General features: G+C 70.7%; 17 protein-coding genes. 12 read left to right on the forward strand and 5 right to left on the reverse strand.

Annotated features, from left to right (window positions below):
- Window positions 1-97 precede the first annotated feature (97 nt).
- The 6 genes from ACH65_RS19540 to ACH65_RS02420 all read left to right on the forward strand — a co-directional run bounded on the left by ACH65_RS19540 (window position 98) and on the right by ACH65_RS02420 (window position 5,801).
- Window positions 98-256 (forward strand): hypothetical protein, encoded by a 159-nt coding sequence (locus ACH65_RS19540; protein ID WP_153242434.1) that lies wholly within the window; start codon window positions 98-100, stop codon window positions 254-256.
- A 134-nt stretch (window positions 257-390) separates the two neighbouring features.
- The gene (locus tag ACH65_RS02400; RefSeq protein ID WP_049620974.1) at window positions 391-957 is read left to right on the forward strand and encodes a GNAT family N-acetyltransferase; all 567 of its coding nucleotides are present in this window, start codon (window positions 391-393) and stop codon (window positions 955-957) included.
- Window positions 958-970: 13 nt separating this feature from the next.
- The gene (locus ACH65_RS02405; RefSeq protein ID WP_082190098.1) at window positions 971-1,867 is read left to right on the forward strand and encodes a universal stress protein; all 897 of its coding nucleotides are present in this window, start codon (window positions 971-973) and stop codon (window positions 1,865-1,867) included.
- 13 nt (window positions 1,868-1,880) lie between these two features.
- Complete coding sequence (locus ACH65_RS02410; protein ID WP_053096115.1) at window positions 1,881-3,431, forward strand: thymidine phosphorylase family protein; 1,551 nt, start codon at window positions 1,881-1,883, stop codon at window positions 3,429-3,431.
- Window positions 3,428-4,330: a ribose-phosphate diphosphokinase gene (locus ACH65_RS02415; protein ID WP_049620975.1), complete on the forward strand. Its 903-nt coding sequence runs from the start codon at window positions 3,428-3,430 to the stop codon at window positions 4,328-4,330. The genes ACH65_RS02410 and ACH65_RS02415 overlap by 4 nt, the downstream gene beginning before the upstream one ends.
- A gap of 76 nt (window positions 4,331-4,406) precedes the next feature.
- Window positions 4,407-5,801, forward strand: a complete 1,395-nt coding sequence (locus ACH65_RS02420) for an MBL fold metallo-hydrolase RNA specificity domain-containing protein (RefSeq protein ID WP_049620976.1) — start codon at window positions 4,407-4,409, stop codon at window positions 5,799-5,801.
- Between the two features lie 104 nt (window positions 5,802-5,905).
- On the opposite strand, the gene ACH65_RS02425 is transcribed toward ACH65_RS02420, so the two are convergent.
- On the reverse strand, window positions 5,906-6,715 hold the full coding sequence (locus ACH65_RS02425; protein ID WP_049620977.1) for a universal stress protein: 810 nt from the start codon (window positions 6,713-6,715) through the stop codon (window positions 5,906-5,908).
- Window positions 6,716-7,349: 634 nt separating this feature from the next.
- Here ACH65_RS02425 and ACH65_RS02430 point away from each other — a divergent pair.
- The gene (locus ACH65_RS02430; protein WP_049620978.1) at window positions 7,350-8,324 is read left to right on the forward strand and encodes a hypothetical protein; all 975 of its coding nucleotides are present in this window, start codon (window positions 7,350-7,352) and stop codon (window positions 8,322-8,324) included.
- A gap of 332 nt (window positions 8,325-8,656) precedes the next feature.
- Window positions 8,657-9,964, forward strand: a complete 1,308-nt coding sequence (locus ACH65_RS02435; protein WP_049620979.1) for an MFS transporter — start codon at window positions 8,657-8,659, stop codon at window positions 9,962-9,964.
- Here the strand turns inward: ACH65_RS02435 and ACH65_RS02440 are convergent.
- Together ACH65_RS02440 and ACH65_RS02445 are read right to left on the reverse strand one after the other, a co-directional pair.
- Window positions 9,939-11,117, reverse strand: coding sequence for a cation:proton antiporter (locus tag ACH65_RS02440; protein WP_049620980.1), 1,179 nt, complete (start codon window positions 11,115-11,117; stop codon window positions 9,939-9,941). The genes ACH65_RS02435 and ACH65_RS02440 overlap by 26 nt on opposite strands.
- Window positions 11,118-11,172: 55 nt before the next feature.
- A complete protein-coding gene (locus ACH65_RS02445; RefSeq protein WP_049620981.1) occupies window positions 11,173-12,633 on the reverse strand; it encodes an MFS transporter in 1,461 nt (486 codons plus the stop codon).
- A gap of 213 nt (window positions 12,634-12,846) precedes the next feature.
- Here ACH65_RS02445 and ACH65_RS18430 point away from each other — a divergent pair, with 213 nt between their 5' ends.
- Both ACH65_RS18430 and ACH65_RS19545 read left to right on the forward strand, forming a co-directional pair.
- Window positions 12,847-13,716: a DUF4189 domain-containing protein gene (locus ACH65_RS18430; protein ID WP_153242435.1), complete on the forward strand. Its 870-nt coding sequence runs from the start codon at window positions 12,847-12,849 to the stop codon at window positions 13,714-13,716.
- A gap of 15 nt (window positions 13,717-13,731) precedes the next feature.
- On the forward strand, window positions 13,732-13,887 hold the full coding sequence (locus tag ACH65_RS19545) for a hypothetical protein (protein WP_153242436.1): 156 nt from the start codon (window positions 13,732-13,734) through the stop codon (window positions 13,885-13,887).
- 64 nt (window positions 13,888-13,951) lie between these two features.
- Here ACH65_RS19545 and ACH65_RS02450 read toward each other — a convergent pair whose 3' ends face one another.
- Window positions 13,952-14,338 carry a hypothetical protein gene (locus tag ACH65_RS02450; protein WP_053096120.1) on the reverse strand — a complete coding sequence of 129 codons (387 nt, stop codon included), beginning with the start codon at window positions 14,336-14,338 and terminating at the stop codon, window positions 13,952-13,954.
- Window positions 14,339-14,460: 122 nt separating this feature from the next.
- Between ACH65_RS02450 and ligA the strand changes: the two genes are divergently transcribed.
- Both ligA and epmA read left to right on the forward strand, forming a co-directional pair.
- Complete coding sequence (gene ligA / locus ACH65_RS02455; protein WP_049620982.1) at window positions 14,461-16,854, forward strand: NAD-dependent DNA ligase LigA; 2,394 nt, start codon at window positions 14,461-14,463, stop codon at window positions 16,852-16,854.
- A gap of 26 nt (window positions 16,855-16,880) precedes the next feature.
- A complete protein-coding gene (epmA, locus tag ACH65_RS02460; protein WP_153242443.1) occupies window positions 16,881-17,825 on the forward strand; it encodes an EF-P lysine aminoacylase EpmA in 945 nt (314 codons plus the stop codon).
- 23 nt (window positions 17,826-17,848) lie between these two features.
- On the opposite strand, the gene ACH65_RS02465 is transcribed toward epmA, so the two are convergent.
- A complete protein-coding gene (locus tag ACH65_RS02465; protein WP_049620984.1) occupies window positions 17,849-22,135 on the reverse strand; it encodes a transporter substrate-binding domain-containing protein in 4,287 nt (1,428 codons plus the stop codon).
- Window positions 22,136-22,156 lie beyond the last annotated feature (21 nt).

The raw sequence follows: 22,156 nt of genomic DNA on the forward strand, positions 1-22,156 counted from the left end.
CCGCGTGCCCGGCATGTCCGGGTGGCGCAAGGTGTAACGATGCCCATCGTAGGCTGCATCCGTACGGGCTGATCGCACCCGCTGGAGTGATGCCAAGATGGCCGGCGCCGTCGTTCTCGACCTGGTCCAGCTGCGCAGGCGCTGCAGCGCCTGCGCGCTGCACGAGGTGAACCGGAAAGTGGTGCGCATCCTTCGCCCCGACCGGCTGGCCGCGCTGTGCAGCAGTCCCGCCTCGCATGGCAGCAAGACGGGCTGAGCGTTGGCCTGGCAGGCGGGAGCGATTCTGTTTGACCTGGGTCAAGCGGAAGCGCCGGTTTCGGCGTAGTAATGGCCACAGGGCCGTCGGCATGCGCCGGCGGCGAGCGCGTCGCCACCCGCGGGAGGTCGTCCATGTCCACCCCATCCACCGGCTCCCCCCCCATCGATGCCAGCCCGCCCCTGCTGTCGGGCGACCACTGGATCGAGACGCTGAACGACGGCAGCCACGTGCTGGTGCGTCCGCTGCGCGAGGAGGACCGCGAGCGCGAGAAGCGCTTCATCGAAAGGCTGTCGGCGAACGCGCGCCATTTCCGTTTCCTGGGCGAGATCCGCGAGGCGAGCCCCGCGCTGCTCGACCAGCTGATGAAAGTCGACTACCGCTGGAACATGGCCTTCGTGGCGCTGGTGCACGACAACGGCGAATTGCGCGAGGTGGGCGTGAGCCGCTACAGCGCCTCGGACGACCACCTGCATTGCGAATGCGCGGTAACGGTGGCCGACGACTGGCGGCATCGCGGCCTCGGCGTGACGTTGATGCGCCATCTCATCAACGTGGCACGCAAGAACGGATTCCGCCAGATGTTCTCGATCGACGCCGCCGCCAACGAGCCGATGCACGAGTTGGCCGAATTCCTGGGCTTTCGCTGTCGCCGCGATCCGCAGGACGCGACCCAGGTCATCCATAGCCTGGATCTGTAGAGGGGAGGCAGCCATGCGTAGCTCGTCAGGACGGATCTCGCGCCGCCCGCCGTCGGCGTTGCCGGTCGCCCCGGTGCTGCTGCCGCGCATCGGCGACGTGCTGGCCCTGGTCACCGCCACCACGCCGTGGAGCGCGTCCGCGACGGTCGGCGCGCAGCTGGCCGCGCACTGGGGCGGCACACTGACCGGCTGCTTCATCGACCCGGTGCTGCGGGCATTGCGCGGCGCGGATGCCGAGCCCACCGTGATGGCGTTGCTCAACGAGCCCCACGCCGAACCGGCGACCGATCCGGCCAGGGCCGACTTCGCCGGCTTCGCGCGGCGCCACGGCGTGGCCCATGCGAGCTGGACGTTGGCGCAAGCCGGCCTGGCGCCCACCCTGCGGCAGCTGTGCGCCTGGCACGACCTGGCGGTGATCGAGCGCGACATCGTCGAACCGGGCGACCTGCTCGACGTGCTGGGCGAGGCGCTGCTGGGGTGCCGCATGCCGTGCCTGATCCTGCCGCCCGACTACGCGGCCGAGCCTCGCTTCAATCGCGTCGTCGTGGGCTGGAACGGCAGCCTGGAGGCCGCGCGCGCGGTCCATGCGGCGCTGCCGATGCTGGCCGAGGCGAAGGAGGTCGGCGTGCTCGACGGCATGACCGCCGGCGCGGGCGACGACGACGATGGCCTGCCGCATTTCGATCCGTTCGAATACCTGGAGCGGCACGGCATCGCGGCAAAGCGGCATGCCTTCCACGCCGATGGGGCGGCAGCCGGGGCCGCCTTGCTGGAGGAGGCCCGCCGCATGCGCGCCGACCTGCTGGTGATGGGGGCCTACAGCCACTCGCGCCTGCGCGAGCGGGTGCTGGGCGGCGCCACGCGCTACGTGCTGGTGCATGCGAACCTCCCCGTGTTGATGCAGCACTGAACGTGTTGCATCGATGCCTGCGCCATCCACTGCCGCCGCGGTTCCCGAGATTCCCCGCCTGGCCTTGCCGGGCAGCCGGTTGCGCCGGCTCGGCATCGACACCGGCGACGAGCTGGTGGCGTACCTGCGCAGCGATTCGCCGATCTGCCGGGCCGAGGGCTTCAGCGCGCACAGCCGGATCGAGCTGCGGATAGGCGAGCGGCGCATCGAGGCCATGCTCAACGTGGTGCATGGCGAGCTGCTGGCGGCGGACGAGGCCGGCCTGTCCGAATCGGCGTGGCTGCGGCTGCGGCCGGGCCCGGACGAGCGCGTGGTGTTCGCGCACGCGCCGAGCGTGGAGTCGCTGGCCCATGTGCGCGCCAAGATCTACGGCCATGCGCTGGAGAGCGGGCAGATCCGCGCCGTGATGCGCGACGTCGCCGCGCGCCGCTACTCGGGCATGGAGCTGGCGGCCTTCATCACCGCCTGCTCGGACGGGCACCTGAGTTTCGAGGAGATCATGGCGCTCACCGAGGCCATGGTCGACAGCGGCAACCACCTGCACTGGCCGAACCCGGTCGTGGTCGACAAGCACTGCATCGGCGGCCTCGCCGGCAACCGCACCACGCCGATCGTGGTGGCCATCGTCACCGCGCTCGGACTGGTGATGCCCAAGACCTCCTCGCGCGCGATCACCTCGCCGGCCGGCACCGCCGACACCATGGCCGTGCTGGCGCCGGTCGAGCTGGATCTCGGCCAGATGCGTAGCGTGGTCGAGCGCACCGGCGGCTGCATCGTATGGGGCGGGGCGATGAACCTGAGCCCGGCCGACGATGTGCTGATCCGGGTCGAGCGCGCGCTGGACATCGACAGCGAAGGCCAGCTGGTGGCCTCGGTGCTGTCGAAGAAGATCGCCGCTGGCTCCACCCACGTGCTGATCGACATTCCGATGGGGCCCACGGCCAAGGTGCGCGACGCGCAGCAGGGCCGGTCGCTGTCGCAGCTGTTGCAGCGTGTGGCGGCGGGGTTCGGCTTGCAGCTGCAGGCCCTGCTCACCGATGGCGGCCAGCCGGTCGGGCGCGGCATCGGCCCGGCGCTGGAAGCGCACGACGTGCTGGCGGTGTTGCAGTGCCGGCCCGAAGCGCCGGCGGACTTGCGCGATCGCGCCTTGCTGCTGGCCGCGGCGCTGCTGCGGCAGGGCGGCCTGCTGCACGACGAGGCCGATGCGTACCTGCTGGCCGCCCGCACGCTGGCCAGCGGCCGGGCGTGGACGCAGTTCCAGGCGATCTGCGCGGCCCAGGGCGGCCTGCGCGAGCCGGGCAGGGCGGCGCAGCAATACCCCGTCGCCAGCACGCTGGCCGGCCGCGTGGCCGCCATCGACAACCGCCAGCTCTCGCGCACGGCCAAGCTGGCCGGCGCACCGTTGGCGCCGCTGGCGGGGCTCAGCCTGGACGTACGCCTGGGCGACCGGGTCGACGTCGGGCAGCCGCTGTTCACCGTGCATGCGCAGAGCCGCGGCGAACTGGCCTACGCGCTGGAATACGTTTCGCGTCATCCCCGCATCGTCGAGGTGGTCCCGCCATGAACCGCGTGCTCTACGCCCTGCCGGGCAACGAGGATTTCACCGGGCGGCTGGCCCGGCACGCTGGCCTGCCGGTGCGGGCGCTCGATCTGCACCGCTTTCCCGATGGCGAATCGCTGGTGCGGCTGGAGCCGCCGCCACCGGGCGAGGAGGCGGTCCTGGTCTGCACCCTCGACCGGCCCGATCCGAAGCTGTGGCCGCTGCTGGCGGCAGCGGACACCTTGCGCGAACTGGGCGCGGCACGGGTCGGGCTGGTCGCGCCCTACCTGGCCTACATGCGCCAGGATGCGCGCTTCCATGCCGGCGAGGCGGTGTCCTCGCGGATCTTCGGCCGGCTGCTCGGCCAGACGTTCGACTGGCTGCTGACGGTGGACCCGCACCTGCACCGCCACCGCTCGCTGGCCGACGCCGGCCTGCCGCAGGGTGAGGTGATCCATGCGGCACCGCGGCTGGCGGAGTGGGTCCGCGCCAACGTGCGCCAGCCGCTGATCGTGGGGCCCGACGGGGAGAGCGAACAGTGGGCATGCCAGGTCGCCGTGCTGGCCGGTGCGCCGGCACTGATCGCCAGCAAGCAGCGCGACGGCGACCGGGCCGTGCGCGTCCACCTGCCCGCGCTGCACACCTGGCGCAGCCGCACGCCGGTGCTGCTGGACGATCTCATCGCCAGCGGCCACACCATGCTCGAAACGGTGGGGCAGCTGCGCGCGGCCGGGTTGCCGCCGCCGCTGTGCGTCGCCGTGCACGGCGTGTTCGCCGACGACGCGCTGGCGGCCCTGCGGCGCGCCGGCGTCGCCGACGTGGTCACCAGCAACACCATTCCCGGTCCCGCCGCCGCGATCGATCTCAGCGCCGACATCGCGGCGGCGCTGCCGGTGCTACGCACGCGCCGTTCGGCCGGCTGACCGTGGGCAAGGCGACGGCCGCGCCGGCTGCGGCGGGCCTCATGCATGCCGGTGCAGGCCGGCGAAGGGACGAACGATGATCGTCTACAGTTGCCACGGCGCGGCCAAGGAAGTCACCGGCTCGTGCCACCTGGTCCGCTGCGGCGGCCGCAGCGTGCTGATCGACTGTGGCCTGTTCCAGGGCGGCCACGAGCTGGAGCAGGCCAATGCCGGGCCGTTCGGCTTCGACCCGGCGGGCATCGACGCCCTACTGCTCACGCATGCCCATCTCGACCATTGCGGGCGCATCCCGCGGCTGGTGCGCGAGGGGTTCCGCGGCCGCATCCTCGCCACCGCGGCGACCCGCGAGCTGGCCCGGGTGGTGCTCGTCGACGCGGCGGGTTTGCAGGAGGAGGAGGCCCGCCGCCAGCAACGCATCGGGCGCCGCCGCGACGAGGCGCCGGCCGAGCCGCTGTACACGCTCGACGATGCCTTCCATGCCTTCGAGTTCTTCGACGACGACGTGCGCTACGGCGAGCCGGTGGCGGTGGCCGAGGGCATCGGCGCGCGCTTCCTCGACGCCGGCCACATCCTCGGCTCGGCCTCCATCCTGCTCGAGCTGGACGATGGCGGCACGCGGCGCAGCGTGCTGTTCTCCGGCGACCTGGGCAGCCCCGGGCGGCCGATCCTGCGCGATCCGCTGCCCGCGCCGGAGGCCGACTACGTGGTGATGGAAACCACGTATGGCGACCGCCGGCACCGCTCCTTGCCCGACTCCGTCGCCGAGCTGCACCAGGCCGTGCGCGAAACCGTCGGGCGGCACGGCAACGTGATCGTGCCCACCTTCGCGCTGGAGCGGGCGCAGGAGGTGCTCTACCACCTGCACCGCGGCATGCTCGACGGTGCCATCCCGCCGCACGTGCAGGTCTTCCTCGATTCGCCGATGGCGATCTCGGCCACCGAGATCTTCCGCCGCCATCCGGAGTGCTTCGACCAGGCGCTGCTCGACGAGCTGCATCGCGGCGACCCGTTCGCGATGCCGGGCCTGCACATGACGCGGGAGACGGCCGAATCGATGGCGATCAACGGCGTGGAAGGGGGCGCGGTGATCCTGGCCGGCTCGGGCATGTGCAACGGCGGGCGTATCCGCCACCACCTCAAGCACAACCTGTGGCGCGAGCGCAGCAGCGTGGTGTTCGTGGGCTATGCCGCCGAGGGGACGCTGGCACGGCGCATCATCGACGGCGCCGACAACGTGCGCATCTTCAACGAGGACATCCGGGTGCGCGCGCAGGTGTGGACCATCAACGGCTTCTCCGCCCATGCGGACCAGCAGGCGCTGCTCGACTGGCTCGGGCCGCAGCAGCGGCGCAAGGTGTTCCTGGTCCATGGCGAGTACGAGCGGGGCCTGCAGGCGATGGCGCAATGCCTCGCCCAGCGCGGCATCGCCACCCACATGCCCGGCATGCACGAGCCGATCCTGCTGGATTGAACGCCGGCCCCGCGAGGGGCAGGCTCCCGGGCCTGGCCACGTCCGCGCGGCACGCAGCATGGGCCAACGCGCACCGGCACGGCCCGGCGACGAACCGGGACGCCTCAATGGGCGAGCAGCAGCGGCAGGCGGCTATGCTGCAGGGCGTAGCGGGTAACGCCGCCGAGCAGCAGCTCGCTCATGCGCGAGTGCCCCCATGCTCCCATGACGAGCAGGTCGGCCTTCGCCTCGGCCGCCTTCGCGAGGATCGCCTCGCCCTTGTCCCCGGCCGCGGCCAGCGGCAGCCACTGCGATGCCAAACCTTGCCGGGCCAGCCAGGCGCGCAGCGGCAGAGCGGGGTGGTGTTCGTCCGCCTGCGCAGGTTGTTCGCCATCCAGGACCACGATTTCTTTCGCCGCGGCCAGCAACGGCAGCGCCGCCCGGACCGCGCGGGCCGCTTCCGCCGATCCGTTCCATGCGATCGCGATCTTCTCTACGCCGCCGTGGCCGCCCTCCCAGGTATCGGGCACCAGAAGCAAGGGCGCGGAGTCGATGACGATCGTCCGGCCGAGCAGGCCCAGGCCCAGGCCGGGCAGGACATTCGCATCGCGGGCGGAGAGCGAGCCGAGGATCAGGTCCGACAGGCTTGCCCGACGCGCCAGGACATTCGGATAGAAGCCACGGTGCACCTCCCAGTCGCCTTCCACGCCGTGGCGCCGGCATTGCTCCAGCCACCAGTCGTGCCTCGACCGGGCGATACGCTCTTCGTCCTCCAGCACGGTCAGGGCATCGGGCAGGGCGATCAGCATGGCGTCCAGGGCCACGATACGGATGCCCGTGAGATGGGCGCGATGCCGGCGCGCCAGGCCGAACGCGAAACGGAGCAGCGCCGCTTCGTCCCGCTGCGCCTCGATATGGACGATCAATTCGAGCATGCGACCCGACCCCGGCGGGATGCAGGAACCCCAGGCAGGTACCGATGGTAGCTCGGGCAGGCGGGTGGGTCTGTCGTCCGGCGGTGCGGCCGAATAGCCGGCCAAGCGTCGCCGGCACGCGCCCATCCCATCCCACCCCATCCGGGCGGGGCGATGAGCGGCGGAGCATGCGCTCGGCAAACAACCCCGGCCTTTGCACAAAACGCCCATGCCGTCGTTAAATCATTGCTAAGGCTTGATTTTTTGGTTGGCTTTCAGTTAACGGTAGCGTGATAGCTTGCGATCGCCAGCGACATTTCACGCGTCCTAGATCCCCGTGAACAGTCGGCTCCCAGCCTGCCAGGCATGCGCGAGTCGAACGATGAGGCGACGGACGCTCGGCCTCGCGCCCGGTGCCCACTGCTCGTCGTTCCCGCTGGCTGATTGGCGTCCCCGTTCCCAGTTCCGTCCGCAACGCCGGCGGGCCGGGAAGCGTTTCTATGGACGATCGTCACCTTGTGCTCGGAGAGAGCACGACCCGAGCCCGGTCCCGCCAACTTTTCCTGCGGGGCTTCCGTTCCGGGCCGTGGCCGATGTGTTGTCGCCACCGCTCACAACCGGGGCCAGGATTGCCCAAGAAAACGAAATCCTTGTCATGAAAAAAACCGCAAGCGCCGCAAGAACCCTGCTCGTACCCCTCGCCGTCGCCACCGCCCTCTACACCGCCACGGCCGCGCTCCCGCAAAATGCCAAGGCCCAGGCGGCCACGCCCAAGGCGCCGATCTACGGCGTCACCATCGACGATCCCTCGCGCATCAATGCGATCGTCACCTCGCTCGCCAAGCTGCCCTACAAGCCGACCGTGCGCGTCGTGTTCGACCCGGACATGAGCGCCAGCGAGTACTACCCCTACCTGGTCAAGCTGCACCAGGTCGCCTACGTGATGGGCGAGATCCTGGACTCGGACTACTTTCCGACCACGCTCGACGCCTACAAGGCGCGCACCAAGGAACTGGTGTACGGCCTCGACGGCGTGGTCGACATCTGGGAGATCGCCAACGAGATCAACGGCGAATGGCTGCGGCCGCATCCCAGCGGCGGCAGCACCACCGTCAACGCCGAGGAGGCGGCCATCGGCCAGATGGTGGCGGCCGCCCATGCGATCGTGAAGGGCGTGGGCGGCAAGACCGCCGTCACGCTCTACTACAACGACGACAGCAAGGGCACCAACTGCTGGGAGAAGCCACAGGACTACTGGAAGACCTGGCCCACCAGCTTCCTCTCCTCCACCGTCCGGCAGGGCACGGACTACGCCTTCTTCAGCTACTACCCGTACCAGGACTGCCCGGGGCTGTCGCCCTCGTGGGGCAGCGACTTCGCGGCACTGGAGAGCCTCTTCCCCAACGCCGAGGTGGGCTTCGGCGAGATCGGCACCTCCAGCCTGTCCGCGCCGTGGTCGGTGCAATCGGGCCTGATCAAGGCCTACTACCCGATGGTGAACACGTTCACCGACCCGAAGTTCGTCGGCGGCTTCTTCTGGTGGAACTACGCCGAGCAGATGGTGCCGTACACCACCACCTACTGGTCGCTGCTGGACCAGACCATCGCGCCGCTGAAGGCGCCGCAGTAAGCGCGCGGCGGGGCGCCTTGCCGTCCCGCCGCCCTCCCCAAGGCCGGGCGTCCCGTGCGGGGCGTCCGCCTCTTGCGCCGAGACGGCGGGGCCCGGGACCGGCGACGGAACCGGGCCGTTCTTCGCCTCGCCGGCGCATCCGGGCGCCGGCGCACGCAAGGTTCCGGCACGCACCGCATGGGCGCTGTCCGGCGGGCCAGGAAAGGGCGGCGGCGGCCGCCGTTCCTGCCGTGCAGCCACCGGTTTGGCCGTCTGGCCGCTTAGCCGTCCGTGCTGCGGAGCAGCATTTGCGGTATCGTGGCGCACTTCGCCAACGATCCTGCCGGTAATCCATGACCTCTTCAGTCGCCACGCGCAACGACGCCCGCGTCCTCACCCTGTCCGGGCTGGGCGGTGCGCTGGAGTTCTACGACTTCGTCGTGTTCGTGTTCTTCACCAAGGTGCTCGGGCAGCTGTTCTTTCCGGCCGACATGCCGGCCTGGCTGGCGCAGCTGCAGGTGTTCGGCATCTTCGCCGCCGGCTACCTGGTGCGGCCGCTGGGCGGCGTGGTGATGGCGCACTTCGGCGACCGCACCGGGCGCAAGCGCATGTTCGCGCTGAGCGTGTTCCTGATGGCGCTGCCCACCTTCTGCATCGGCCTGCTGCCGACCTATGCCCAGCTCGGCGCGCTGGCGCCGATCCTGCTACTGCTGCTGCGCATGCTGCAGGGCCTGGCGATCGGCGGCGAGATGCCTGGCGCCTGGGTGTTCGTGGCCGAGCACGCGCCGCCGGGGCGCATGGGCTTCGCAGTGGGCAGCCTGAGCGGCGGCATCAACGCCGGCACGCTGATGGGCGCGCTGATGGCGGCCGGCCTCCACCAGTACTTCAGCGCGGCGGAGATCCTCGACCACGCCTGGCGCATCCCCTTCCTGGTGGGCGGCGTGTTCGGCTTCATCTCGGTGTGGCTGCGCCGCTGGCTGGAGGAGACGCCGGTGTTCGCGGCGATGCGCGCCAACCGCCAGCTGGCCGGCGAGCTGCCGATCAAGCTGGTGCTGACCCGCCACGGCGGTGGCGTGCTCGCCTCGATGCTGGCCACCTGGATCCTCACCGCCGGCATCGTGGTGGTGATCCTGATGACGCCCACGCTGATCCAGAGCGCGTTCCACCTGCCGGCCGAGCTGGCTTTCCGCGGCAACGTGCTGGCGGCGTTCTGCCTGATCGCCGGCTGCTTCGCCAGCGGCTGGGCGAGCGACCGCCTCGGCATCGGCCGCACCCTACTGGCGTGGTCGGCGGGGCTGGCAGCGGCGGTGTACGCGCTGTACGTGGACCTCGCCGCCGGCGGCGCGCACTTCCTGCCGCTGTACGCGCTGGCCGGTTTCGGCGCGGGCGTGGCGGGCGTGGTGCCGGCGGTGATGGTGGCCTCGTTCCCGGCGGCCATCCGCTATTCCGGCCTGGCGCTGTCCTACAACCTGGCCTATGCGCTGGCGGGGGCGATCACGCCGCCGCTGATCGGCTACCTCGCCGCGCGCCTGGGCGCGATGGCGCCGGCGTACTACGTGATGGCCGTGGCCGGCGTCAGCGTGCTCAACGCGCTCTACCTGCTCGGGTCGTGGCGCAAGGCCGCGGCGGCGCGCCTCAGCCGGCCGACGCCGAGCGCCTGAGCAGCCAGGCCAGCACCGGCGGCGTGACCATCGCGGTGAGCAGCGACATCGCCACGATGATGGCGTAGGTGCGGTCGCTGAACACGCCGGCGGCGAGGCCGAGGCTGGCGATCACCACGCCCACTTCGCCGCGCGGCACCATGCCGAAGCCGACGATGAGGGCGCCGCGGCGCCCCAGCGGCAGCGCGCCGAGAAAGCCGCCGACCAGCTTGGAGACGATGGCTATGGCGGTAACCACGGCCAGCGTCAGCAGCGCCTCGGCGTTGCCGAGCTGGGCGAGGTCGATCTTGCTGCCGGTGATGACGAAGAAGAAGGGCGTGAGCAGGGCCAGCAGCGGCTGCACCTGCTGCTCCAGCAGATGCTGCTGGCGCGTCTCCGAGGCGATCATGCCGGCGAGGAAGGCACCGATGATCGCGGCCAGCCCGAACAGCGTGGAGACGTAGGCCAGCCCCAGGCACAGCGCCAGCACGATCAGCAGCGGCGAGAGCGGGTTGCGCGGGCGGTCGAGCCAGGTGGAGTTCCAGCGCATCATGCGCGCGCCGCCCAGGCCGATCACCGCGATGAAACCCACCGCGCCGGCCAGCACCAGCAGCAGGTGTACCGGGTCGAAGCCGTCGCCGGCCTGCAGCGAGGCCACCACGCCGAGCAGCAGCATGGCGAGGATGTCGTCGATCACCGCCGCGCCCAGGATCACCTTGCTCTCCACCCGCTGCAGCGCGCCCAGCTCCTGCAGCACGCGCGCGGTGATGCCGGCCGAGGTGGCGACGAAGGCGGCGGCGATGAACAGCGACTTGCCCCAGTCATAGCCGTTGGCGTGCGCCCACAGGCCGCCCAGACCGAACGGCACCAGCACGCCGAACATGCCGACCAGGAACGCCGTGAGGCCCACGCGCTTCAGGTCCTCCAGCCGCGTCTCCAGGCCCACCGCGAACAGCAGCAGCACCACGCCGATTTCGGCCAGCACGTCCAGCGGCGTGCCGGCGGCGATCTGCGCGGGGGTGATCCAGCCGAGCACGGAAGGGCCGATCACCGCGCCGGCGGCGATCTCGCCGACCACGCCGGGCAGTTTCAGGCGCTGGGCGATCTCGCCGCCGATCTGCGCGGCGAGGAAGACGACGAACAAGGTCAGCAGGATGTCGCTGGCATGATGCATGGGCGGTGCCGTCCGAAAGGGATGCGCCGATGCTACACGCTCGGCCGTGGTGCCCTCAGGCGGCGCCCGCCCCCAGCGGCTGCCCCGGCGGCTCCGGCCCCAGCCGGCTGAAGACGCGGCTGGCCAGTGCGGTGATCGCGGCCAGCAGCAGCACCGTCCAGCGGAACGCCACCACGTAGTCGGACTGCGCATGGCCCTGCAGCAGCGCCTCCATCAGCACGGTGGAGAGCGCGATGCCGAAGCTCATGGAGAGGTACTGCATGGTGGAGGCCATCGACGAGGCCATCGAGGCGTGGCGCACGTCGAGGTCCTGGTACACCAGGGCGTTCATCGCCGTGTACTGCATGCCCATGAAGCTGCCGTAGAGGAACACCATCAGCGCGATCGCCCACATCGGCGTGCTGCGGCCGAACAGGGCGAAGGAAGCCAGCAGCGCGGCCACGATCAGGGTGTTGCCGAACAGCAGCCGGCGGTAGCCGAAGCGCTGCAGCAGCCGGTTGACCAGCCACTTGGCGCTGATCGAGCCCAGCGCCTGCGGCACCATCATCAGGCCGGCCAGCAGCGGCGGCCAGCCGCAGCCCACCTGCAGGAACAGCACCAGCAGCAGGAACATGCCCGACACGCCCAGCCGCGTGAACAGGTTGCCGGCCAGCGCCACCCACACGCTGCGCACGCGCAACAGGGTGAGGTCCGCCACGGGGTAGGCCGTGCGCCGGCTGTGCCACACGTAGGCGGCGCCGGAGAGCAGCGCCAGCGCGGCGCAGCCGCCCACGCGCGCCCAGTCCACGGCCGGGTCGGCAGCGCGCTCGGCGGCCACCAGCAGCAGGGCGGAGGCCGCCGCGAACAGCACGAAGCCGGCGAGGTCGAAGCGCTGCGCCTGCTCCAGGCGGTAATCGGGCATGTGCAGCCGGTTGAGCCACAGGCCCACGGCGACCATCGGCACATTGATGAGGAAGATCAGCCGCCAGTTGGTGAACTGCGTGAGCGCGCCGCCCAGCAGCGGGCCCAGCACCGAGCCGAGCAGGCCGAAGGTGGCGATAGTGGCCATCACGCGCACGAACTCGCGCTTGTCGAAGCTGCGCACCACCACGTAGCGGCCCAACGGCATCAGCACTGCGCCGCCGATGCCCTGGATCACCCGCGCCATCACCAGCTGCGGCAGCGTCTGCGCGATGCCGCAGAGCAGGGAGCCGATGCCGAATATCGCGATCGCCGCGCCGAACACGCGCCGGGTGCCGAAGCGGTCGCTCAGCCACGGGCTGGCCGGGATCAGGATGGCCAGGGTCAGCACATAGCTGGTCAGCGCACTGCGCATGCTGAGCGGCGTCACCGCCAGCGCCTCGGCCATCGCTGGCACCGCCGTGTTGACGATGGTGGAGTCCAGCGCCTGCATGAAGAACGCCGCGGCTACCAGCCAGATCAGGCGGCGGTGGCTCTCGCCGTAGGGCGGGGCAGGCGCCGGGACGGCGGCGAGGTCCTCCCCGGTGGGCGCAAGGCTGGCGTTGTCGTTGGGCATGGGCCGGCCATGATAACCGCATGGCCCGTTATACGAGGCGCATGCGGCGGCGCGAGGCCTGCCGCGTTTCATCCGCAGTGCGCCGGTGTGTGCGCCGCGCGAACGCAGCGCCCTCATCCGACGGAGATGCCGGAGTGAGCGGGTTCGCAGTTGGTGCGAGGCCAACTTCACTAGACTGAAACCTCCGCTCCGACAGCAACAGAAAGGAATTCTGTGGAAGCAGCCCGCGTGCTCCTGGCCTTTCTCGCCGTCCCAGTCATCGCGCTGGCGTCGCCATCATCAGAGGTCCCGCCGGAGGTCAAGGTCGCCGCACCGTCCGGAACCTCACTTCTCGCCTACACCGCCAGTGGCAGCCAACCCGACGCTGATGCAGCGGCGGTGTTCGATACCGTCCCCGACAAGGCAGGGGTTCGCCACCGGACCCTCGTGGTGTTCGGGGAAAAAAACGGAAAGTTCCGCCCTGATTTTTCGAGCGAGAAGCTTATTGCCTGCTCAAAGTGCAGCCAGTTCCATGATGACCCCTTCGACGGCGATTATCTCAAGGTCACTCCCGGTCACATCCACATCGACCAGATGGATGGCGGGGAAAAGCCTTCAACCTCCACACTCGATTTCGTGCGCAAGGCGGGTACGTGGCATGTCACCACCGCAACGCGGCTGACCGTATCGGAAGGGCGCTACGACCAGAAGATTGAGCGCCTGCCCCTGCCTGCCAGCGGCCTTGCTGCGGACCTGGATGCTCGCTGGACTGTCCCAGAGTATGTCAACACCCTGCTTTCGAATCAGCGAACCGGCAAGTTCATTTTTGCCCATGGAGACCGTTCGCCGGAAGCGATGTGGGCGAATCAGAAGGCTGACTGCAATGAGAAAGACTGCGCCGTGCTCGTGCAGCAGGGGGATGGCTGCATGGCATTGGTCCGAGACGAATCCGGGCACTTCTTTGGCGGCGGCAGCCTGGACCCTGAAGCCCAGAGTCAGGCGCAGTCCAGGGCGATGGAAGCCTGCCACCGTTCCAATGGCAAGGGGTGCAAGCCGGTGAGGACCGATTGCAGCGTGGGCATCCGAACCCGTATGGCTGATTGATAACAGGAGAGCGATATGGACGTCTTATCCGACAAGAAAGTGACCCGCCTCATCGCAACCCAGGGGATGACGCGAGTGTACGAAATGGATGATGGGACATGGCTGACGGCACGGGAAGGAACCGTTGCGTGGCGAAACAACAATCCCGGCATGCGCGCCACCGCGTCGTAGGCCGGCAGCAGGGCCAGCGCGTAGACGGCCGGGTGCTCGTCGCCGTAGCGCACGATCACCGGCGTCACCGCCGCGGCCAGCGTGGCGACTTCGCCGCTGGGGAAGCTTTGGCCGTGGCCCTTGAAGAAACGGTTGGGGGGTCGTCGGTCTGCGAGGGGCGTTCGCGGCGGAAGCCGTATTTGAGCGCGGTGGTACCCACGCCGGTCACCAGCATGGCGTCCACCGAGCGCCACAGGGTGTCGCCGAACTCGTCCTGGTCGCCCAGCGCCACCGCGCCGGCACCGGCGGCCACGATGGCACCGTACAGCAGCGCCTGCTGGTTGCGGCGCGCCCAGATGCCGCGGTTGTCGTAATGCAGGCGGTGATCGATGCCGAGCGGGCCGCCGCCGGCGCAGGCCGAGCCCGTGGCCGCCAGCATCGCCAGACCCGCCAGCCACTGTCGCGTGCGCATGGCCGACCCTCCCCACAGCGGGTCGCCTTTATCACCCCGATGGCGAACGCTAGGCCAGCTGCCTTTCGTTCCGCTTAATCCGGGAGCCGCCCGGCGGCAGGGGCTGCCGCTACACTTTCCGGATGAACCAGGCTTCCGCATCCGCATCCCCCGAAGCGCGCGCCGCCGTGCTGCGCGCGCAGCTCGACCAGGCCAACTACCGCTATTACGTCCTCGACGACCCGGACATCACCGACGCCGCCTACGACGCGATGATGCGGGAGCTGGAGGCCATCGAGGCCGCGCATCCCGAGCTGGCCGTGCCCGATTCGCCGACCCGCCGCGTCGGCGCCCGCGCCGCCGGCGGCTTTGCCGAGGTGCGCCACGCCGTGCCCATGCTCTCGCTGAGCAACGCCTTCGAGCAGGAGGGCGAGGACGACCGCGAGCGCTTCCGCGAGGTGGCCGAGTTCGAGCGACGCATCGAGCAGACGCTGGACCGGCGCGCGCCGGTGTTCTCGGTGGAACCGAAGCTGGACGGGCTGGCGATCAGCCTGCGCTACGAGGACGGCGCCTTCGTGCAGGGCGCCACCCGCGGCGACGGCGCCAGCGGCGAGGACGTCACCGCCAACCTGCGCACGGTGCGCGCCATTCCGCTGCGCCTGCGCGGCGAAGGCTGGCCGCGGGTGCTGGAGGTGCGTGGCGAGGTGATCATGCTGCACAAGGATTTCGAGGCCTTCAACGCGCAGGCCCGCGCGCACGGCGAGAAGCCGCTGGCCAACCCGCGCAACGGCGCGGCCGGCTCGCTGCGCCAGCTCGACCCGGCGATCACCGCCAGGCGGCGGCTGAGCTTCTTCGCCTACGCGGTGGGCGCGGTGGAGGGCGGCGAGCTGCCGCCCACGCACTCGGCCACGCTGCGCAGGCTGCGCGAGTGGGGCTTCCCGGTGTCCGCCGAGGTGGACGTGGCCAAGGGTTTCGAGGGGCTGATCGCCTACTACCGCCGCGTCGGCGCGCGCCGCGACGCGCTGCCCTATGACATCGACGGCGTGGTCTACAAGCTCGACGACTACGCCGGCCAGCGCGAGATGGGCTTCGTGGCGCGCGCGCCGCGCTGGGCCATCGCGCACAAGTACCCGGCGCAGGAGCAGACCACCACGGTGGAGGCGATCGAGATCCAGATCGGCCGCACCGGCGCGGCCACGCCGGTGGCGCGCCTGGCGCCGGTGCAGGTGGCGGGCGTCACCGTCACCAACGCCACCCTGCACAACGCCGACCAGATCGCGCGGCTGGACGTGCGCGTGGGCGACACGGTGATCGTGCGCCGCGCCGGCGACGTGATCCCCGAGGTGGTGCGGGTGATGCCCGAGTCGCGCCCGCCGCACGCGATGCCGTGGCAGATGCCGGCGCGGTGCCCGGTATGCGGCTCCGCGCTGCTGCGCGAGGAAGGCGAGGCGGCCTGGCGCTGCTCCGGCGGCCTGGTCTGCGCGGCGCAGCGCAAGGAGGCCCTGCTGCATTTCGCCTCGCGCCGCGCGATGGACATCGAAGGCGTCGGCACGCGCTTCGTCGACGCGCTGGTGGACTTCGGCTACGTGCACACGCCGGCCGACCTCTACCGGCTCACGCTGGAGGATTTCCTCGCCATGAAGCGCCGCGCCGACGAGCGCGACGGCACCACGCCGGAGACGGTGAAGCAGGGCAAGATCGCCACCAAGTGGGCCGAGAACCTGATCGAGGGCATCGATGCCAGCCGCCGCACCACGCTGGCGCGCTTCCTCTACGCGCTCGGCATCATGCACATCGGCGAGAGCACGGCGAAGACGCTGGCGCTCTGGCTCGGCCGGCTCGAAATCGTGCGCAGCATGCCTGCGCCCATCTTGCGCGTGCTGCCCGACATCGGCGACGAGGTGGCCGCCTCCATCGCCGGCTTCTTCGCCCAGGAGGGCAACCAGCAGGTGGTGGATGCGCTGCTCGCCGACGGCATCGCCTTTGCCGACGAGACCGACCCCGACCCGCGCCTGCGCGAGCGCCTGAACCTCGCCACCCTGCTGGACACGGCCAAAGTGCTCCACCTCGGCCCCAAGCGCACCGCGCTGCTTGCGCAGCACTTCCCCACGCTGGACAGGCTGCTCGCCGGCGGCGCCGCGCACTGGATCACCGCGGGCCTGCCGCAGGCCGCCGCGGGCAGCCTCGAGGCGCATCTCGCCGAACCCACCGCCGTGGCCGCGCTGCGCGAGGCCGAGGCCGCCATGCAGCGGCTGCTGGCCGCGACCCCGGCCAGCGCCACGGCGGAGGCCGCGCCACTGGCCGGGCAGACCGCCGTGCTCACCGGCACGCTCGCCGGCCTGACCCGCGAGGAGGCCAAGGCGCGGCTGGAGGCACTGGGCGCCAAGGTGGCCGGCTCGGTGTCGAAGAAGACCAGCTTCGTGGTGGCCGGCGAGGCGGCCGGCTCCAAGCTCGACAAGGCGCGGGAATTGGGCGTGCCGGTGTGGGAGGAGGCGCAGCTGCTGGCGCTGCTGGCCGAGCACGAGGGCAGGGCGTGAACGAAACGGCGATGGACCAGGCCGGCATGCACGAGGCGCTGCGCCGGCGCGCCGGGCTCTATGCGCTGGTGCGCGGCTTCTTCGCCGAGCGCGGCGTGCTGGAAGTGGAAACGCCCATCCTCTCCGCCGCCGGCAACACCGACCCCAACATCGAGAGCTTCAGCACCGTCTTCAGCGGCCACGTGGACGCCGGCGCGCGCGAGCGCTGGCTGCGCACCTCGCCGGAGTTCCCGCTCAAGCGCCTGCTGGCCGGCGGGCTGGGCGACTGCTACGAGCTGGGGCGGGTGTTCCGCAACGGCGAGGCCGGCGGCCGCCACAACCCCGAGTTCAGCATGCTCGAGTGGTACCGCGTGGGCTGGGACCACCGCCGCCTGATGCACGAGGCCATCGAGCTGGTGCAGGCCGCGCTCGCGCTGCACGGGCGCCGTGCCGAGGTGCTGGTGCAGAGCTATCGCCAGCTGTTCCTGGACGAGCTGGGCCTGGACCCGATCCACGCGCCGCCCGAGGCGCTGCGCGCGCCGCTGGCCGGCTACGGCATCGGGCCCGAGGGCCTAGGCCGCGACGACTGGCTGGACCTCCTGCTCACCCATTGCCTGCAGCCGAACTTCCCGCGCGATCGCATCACGGTGATCCACGACTACCCGGCCAGCCAGTGCGCGCTGGCGCGCATCCGCCCCGGCGACCCGCCGCTGGCCGAGCGCTTCGAGCTGTACCTGGGCCCCTACGAACTCGCCAACGGCTACCACGAGCTCAACGACGCGGCCGAGCAGCGCGCGCGCTTTACGCGCGACAACGCCGTGCGCCGCGCCCGCGGCCTGCGCGAGGTGCCGCTGGACGAGGCCCTGCTCGCCGTGCTCGACGCACTGCCCGACTGCGCCGGCGTGGCGCTGGGCATGGAGCGCCTGCTGATGGGCCTGGCCGGCACCGACGCCATCGCCGAGGTGCTGGCGTTCCCGTTCGCGCAGGCTTGAACGGCCCCCGGGCACAGGAACGCTCAAACGGGCCCCACGGGGGCGCACAGCGACTCGGCCAGCGCCAGCACGGCGGACCGGAAGTCCGCCAGCGCCGCGTCCTGTCCGGCCAGGCCGGCTTGGAGCAGCGCCAGCCGTAGCTGCTCGCCCTGCCGGGCCAGGGCGTCCGCCCCGAAGATCTTGATGGCGCCGCTGATGCGATGAAGGCCGGCCGCGGCCTCGGCCGCATCGCGGCGGTGGACGGCGCCCTCGATCGCGGCCAGGTCGTCCCGCGTGCTGGTGATGAAGCCGGCGATCAGCTCGGCGCGGCGGGCATCGTTGCCGAACAGCCGGTCCAGCGTGGCTTCGACCGCCGACAGTGCGGCCTTCGACGGCACGCCGCCGGGCGCGGCCGCCTCCGGTTCCCCGGCGGGCATCCACCGGAGCAGCGCCTCGTGCAGCGTGCTCATGCTGGTGGGCTTGAGGACCAGGGCATCCATGCCGGCCTTGGCGCAGCGCTCGGCCTCGTCGGGCAGGGCGCTGGCGGTCAGCGCGAGGATGGGCAGGCGGCGGCCCGCCGCCTCGGTGCCGCGGATGGCGGTGGCGAGCGTATAGCCGTCCATGCGCGGCATGTTGCAGTCGGTGATCAGCAGCGCGAAGTCCGCTTCGCGCTCCAGCGCTTCCAGGGCCTCCACGCCGTCGTTCACGATCAGATGCCGGTAGCCCAGGCGGTCGAGCTGCTCGTGCAGCAGCGCGCGGTTGGTGGGGTGATCCTCGGCCACCAGCACCAGGCCCTGCTGCGCGCTGCGCCGCGCCGGCAGGGGCGGGGCGGCCGGCACGGCCGGCGCGTCGAGTTCCAGCGTCAGCCGGCAGCAGGTGGCTACCGCCGCCCACGACAGGGGGTTGCGGCTCAGCATGCAGGTGCCGTCGGGCTCCACCGTGTAGCCGAGCGGGCTGGGCTCTTCGGTGACGATGACGGTGGGCGGCGTGCCTTCGCGCTGCATCGTTTCACTGTCCATTTCGTCGATGAAGCGCAGCGAGGCGTGCCCGGGGCGGTATTCCCGCGCCACGCCGAGCGGGATCAGCATGCCGGCCAGCGCATCGGCGTCCCTGTTCGAAAGCTCCAGCACGGCGCGGTAGCCCTCCAGCGGCGCCGGAAGGCTCATGCGGTGCACCGGCAGGCCCAGTTCGATGGCGATGGCCGTGCCGGCGCCGGGCGTGCTTTGCATGGTCAGCATGCCGTGCATCATGTTCACCAGCCGCTGGCAGATGGTCAGGCCCAGGCCGGTTCCGCCGAAGCGGCGGGTGATGCTGGCGTCCGCCTGCACGAAGGGCTCGAACAGCCGGCGCTGCTGCGCGGGCGTCATGCCGATGCCGGTGTCGTGCACGGTCAGGCGCAGGTTTTGCCGGCCCGGCACGGAGGGCAGCACTTCCAGGCGCACGCCGATCTCGCCTTCCTCGGTGAACTTGGTGGCGTTGCTGAGCAGGTTGAACAGGATCTGCCGCAGGCGCACGCCATCGACCATCAGCTCCGCCGCGAGCGCCGCGTCGACGACGTTGCGCACGTACAGCCCTTTCTCGTGCGCCAGGGTGGAGGCGACGCCCAGCACGTTGTCGATCAGCGCGCGCAGGTCGGTCGGCACCGGCGCGAGCATCAGCTGGCCGGCGTCGATCTTGGAGAAATCCAGCACGTCGTCGAGGATCTGCATCAAGGCCTGGGCCGAGTCGTCCATCATGCCCAGGATGCGTTGCTGGTCGGCCGTCAGCGGGCCCTGGCCGAGCAGTTCCAGCAGGCCGAGCACGCCGTTCATCGGCGTGCGGATCTCGTGGCTCATGGTGGCGAGGAAGCTGGCCTTGGCGGCCGCCGCGGCCTCGGCTTCCTCCTTGGCGACGGCCAGCGCCTCGGCCTGGTCGCGCAACTCGGTGATGTCCGACCACATGCCGCTCCAGAACACGTCGCCGCCTTCCTCGTAGGGCGTGGCCTTGGCGCGGATCCAGCGCACGCGGTCGTGGGCGATGCTGCGGTACACGATCGAGTACGGCTCGCGGGTGCGGGCCGATTCCTCGACCGTCTGCAGGACGAGGGTGCGGTCGTCCGGGTGCACGCGCGCCAGGCTCGCCAGGGCGTCGGCCTCCATGTCCTCCGGGGTCATGCCCCAGATGCCCAGAGTGTTGCCGGCCACGTAGGGAAAACTCACCTCGCCCTCCGCGGTGCGGCGCAATTCGTACACCACCGCGGGCAGGTTGGTGGTGATGCGCTTGAGGCGCTGTTCGAGCGCGCTGGCGCGCCGCTCGGCGTCGCGGATGTCGCTGACGTCCACCATCACGCCGAGGAGGCCGCCGGTGCGCCCGGTGGACAGCTTGAACGGGCGCAGCCAGTACAGCCACGAGCGCGTCCTGCCGGAGTTGTCCGGCAGGCGCAGTTCGCAGTGATAGGGGCTGTCGGTGTGCAGGGCCTCCGCGCCCAGGCGGTGGAAGCGTACGCTCCACTCGTCGTCGTACTGGGCCATTTCCAGCGTGGTGTGCCCGATCATCGCCTCGCGCTTCAGGCCGAAGCTCTGCTCGTAGGCCTTGTTCACCGCGATGTAGCGGTTCTCGCTGTCCTTGGCCATCAGGGGGAAGGGAATCGACGCCATCAGGGCTTCGCGGAAGCTGAGCTGGTCGGCCAGCTCGCGTTCGACGTTCACGCGCCGGCGGATCTCGCGGCGCAGGCGCAGGTGGGCGGCCAGGAGCACGCCGATCACGATCAAGGCGCCCAGGCTGATCCACAAGGCGGTCTTCCACAGCGTGCGCCACGACAGCCCGCTGTTGTAGACGGACCAGAGCCAGGTGCTGCGGATGCGCTGCCGCTCCTTTTCCGGAATGCTGGCGAGGGCGCGGTTGATGTAGGGCACCAGGCGTGCGTAGGGGCGGCCGACGCCGATGGTCTGCTCGCTGACGATCTGCGCCGGTGCGGCGATCTTCAGCGAGCCGGCGTAGCTGCCGCGGATCAGCAGGTCCACCACCGCCGCGTTGCCGATGTAGGCGTCCGCCTGGTGCTCCGCCACCATCGCCAGGGCCTGCTGCGTGCTGTCGGCCAGGGTCACGCTGGCGCCGCGCATGCGCCGCTTGATGGACTCGGGGATCTCCGAGGTGTCGGAGACGACCACCCGCTGGCCGGCCAGGTCGTCCATCGCCAGGGGCGGCGCGCGGTTCTGCGCCACCACGATCACGTCCGGCAGGGTGATGAACGACTGGGTGTGGATCAGGTTGTCGCGCGCGTCGGGCCGTGCGTTGAGGGGCGCGATCAGGTCCACCTTGCCGTTGCGCGCCAGTTCGAGCGTGTCGTTCCAGCTTGTGCTGGTCACGTAGGTGAAGCGGAGGCCGAGTGCATCGGCCACCTGGTCCAGATAATCCGAGGCGATGCCGCTGGGCCGCCCGTTCGCGTCCACGTAGGCGATGGGCGCCCAGCTCGTGTCGAAACCCACGCGCAGCGGGGGCAGCGAGGCGAGCCAGCGGCGCTCCTCCTGGGTCAGGTTCAGGGCGCTGCTGTGCTTGCCCATGTCCACCGCGGTGTTCAGCCAGCGGGACTGGATCGCCTGTTTCTGCTTGGGCGGCATCTGCGCCAGCGCCGCGTCCAGCGCGCCCAGCAGGGGCAGGCGGTCGCGCGGCACCGCGAAGTGCAGGGTCTCGGCGGCGATCAGGCTCTGCGCGTAGATGCCAAGGCCGCTGTCCCCCCGGCCCCGCAGCACGGACGCGACCGCGTAAGGGTCGCCCAGGAACACGTCCGCGCGGCCTTGCGTCACCTCCTGCAGGCCCGCGGCCACGTCCGCCACCGGGATGCCGGCGGCGCTGGGTATGCGCCGGCGGACCCCGTTCTCGGTCCGCCCGCCTTCCTCGTAGGCGATGTGCGCCTGGGGCAGGGCGTTGTCGTAGTGGTAGCGCAGGTCGTCCCTGGGCGCCACGATCACCGGCTCCACGTCCACATAGGGCAGGGTGAACGCCATGCACTGGGTGTGCTCCGGCGTCATGGCGACGTTCATCGCCAGGTCCACCTCGCCGCGGCACATGGCGGCCATCAGGGCGGGACGGTTGGTGTAGAGTTTCGGGCGCACGTTCACGCCGAGGGCGTTGGCCAGCGCGCCGAGGTATTCAGGGCCGAGCCCTTGCAGTTGTCCGTTCCAGTACGCTTCGTAGGGCAGGCGGTTTTCCGTGGAGATGCCGACCGTGAGGGTCTTGTGCCCGTCCAGCCAGCCGCGCTGCTCGGGCGTGAGCGTGACCGACCTGGCCGTACCGGGGCCGACGATGCCCGCTGCAAGCAGGGCGAAACCAACAAGCCAACGCCTTAACATGGCCCATCCTATGCCGTGAAG

It is taken from the genome of Frateuria defendens, from assembly GCF_001182895.1.
GTDB classification, from domain to species: Bacteria; Pseudomonadota; Gammaproteobacteria; order Xanthomonadales; family Rhodanobacteraceae; genus Frateuria_B; species Frateuria_B defendens.

Excerpts from the sequence above, each read along its gene's own strand:
- ACH65_RS19540 (WP_153242434.1), top strand. The coding sequence starts at position 98 with ATGGCCGGCGCCGTCGTTCTCGACCTGGTCCAGCTGCGCAGGCGCTGC.
- ACH65_RS02400 (WP_049620974.1), top strand. The coding sequence starts at position 391 with ATGTCCACCCCATCCACCGGCTCCCCCCCCATCGATGCCAGCCCGCCC.
- ACH65_RS02405 (WP_082190098.1), top strand. The coding sequence starts at position 971 with ATGCGTAGCTCGTCAGGACGGATCTCGCGCCGCCCGCCGTCGGCGTTG.
- ACH65_RS02410 (WP_053096115.1), top strand. The coding sequence starts at position 1,881 with ATGCCTGCGCCATCCACTGCCGCCGCGGTTCCCGAGATTCCCCGCCTG.
- ACH65_RS02415 (WP_049620975.1), top strand. The coding sequence starts at position 3,428 with ATGAACCGCGTGCTCTACGCCCTGCCGGGCAACGAGGATTTCACCGGG.
- ACH65_RS02420 (WP_049620976.1), top strand. The coding sequence starts at position 4,407 with ATGATCGTCTACAGTTGCCACGGCGCGGCCAAGGAAGTCACCGGCTCG.
- ACH65_RS02425 (WP_049620977.1), bottom strand. The coding sequence starts at position 6,715 with ATGCTCGAATTGATCGTCCATATCGAGGCGCAGCGGGACGAAGCGGCG.
- ACH65_RS02430 (WP_049620978.1), top strand. The coding sequence starts at position 7,350 with ATGAAAAAAACCGCAAGCGCCGCAAGAACCCTGCTCGTACCCCTCGCC.
- ACH65_RS02435 (WP_049620979.1), top strand. The coding sequence starts at position 8,657 with ATGACCTCTTCAGTCGCCACGCGCAACGACGCCCGCGTCCTCACCCTG.
- ACH65_RS02440 (WP_049620980.1), bottom strand. The coding sequence starts at position 11,117 with ATGCATCATGCCAGCGACATCCTGCTGACCTTGTTCGTCGTCTTCCTC.
- ACH65_RS02445 (WP_049620981.1), bottom strand. The coding sequence starts at position 12,633 with ATGCCCAACGACAACGCCAGCCTTGCGCCCACCGGGGAGGACCTCGCC.
- ACH65_RS19545 (WP_153242436.1), top strand. The coding sequence starts at position 13,732 with ATGGACGTCTTATCCGACAAGAAAGTGACCCGCCTCATCGCAACCCAG.
- ACH65_RS02450 (WP_053096120.1), bottom strand. The coding sequence starts at position 14,338 with ATGCGCACGCGACAGTGGCTGGCGGGTCTGGCGATGCTGGCGGCCACG.
- ligA (WP_049620982.1), top strand. The coding sequence starts at position 14,461 with ATGAACCAGGCTTCCGCATCCGCATCCCCCGAAGCGCGCGCCGCCGTG.
- epmA (WP_153242443.1), top strand. The coding sequence starts at position 16,881 with ATGCACGAGGCGCTGCGCCGGCGCGCCGGGCTCTATGCGCTGGTGCGC.
- ACH65_RS02465 (WP_049620984.1), bottom strand. The coding sequence starts at position 22,135 with ATGTTAAGGCGTTGGCTTGTTGGTTTCGCCCTGCTTGCAGCGGGCATC.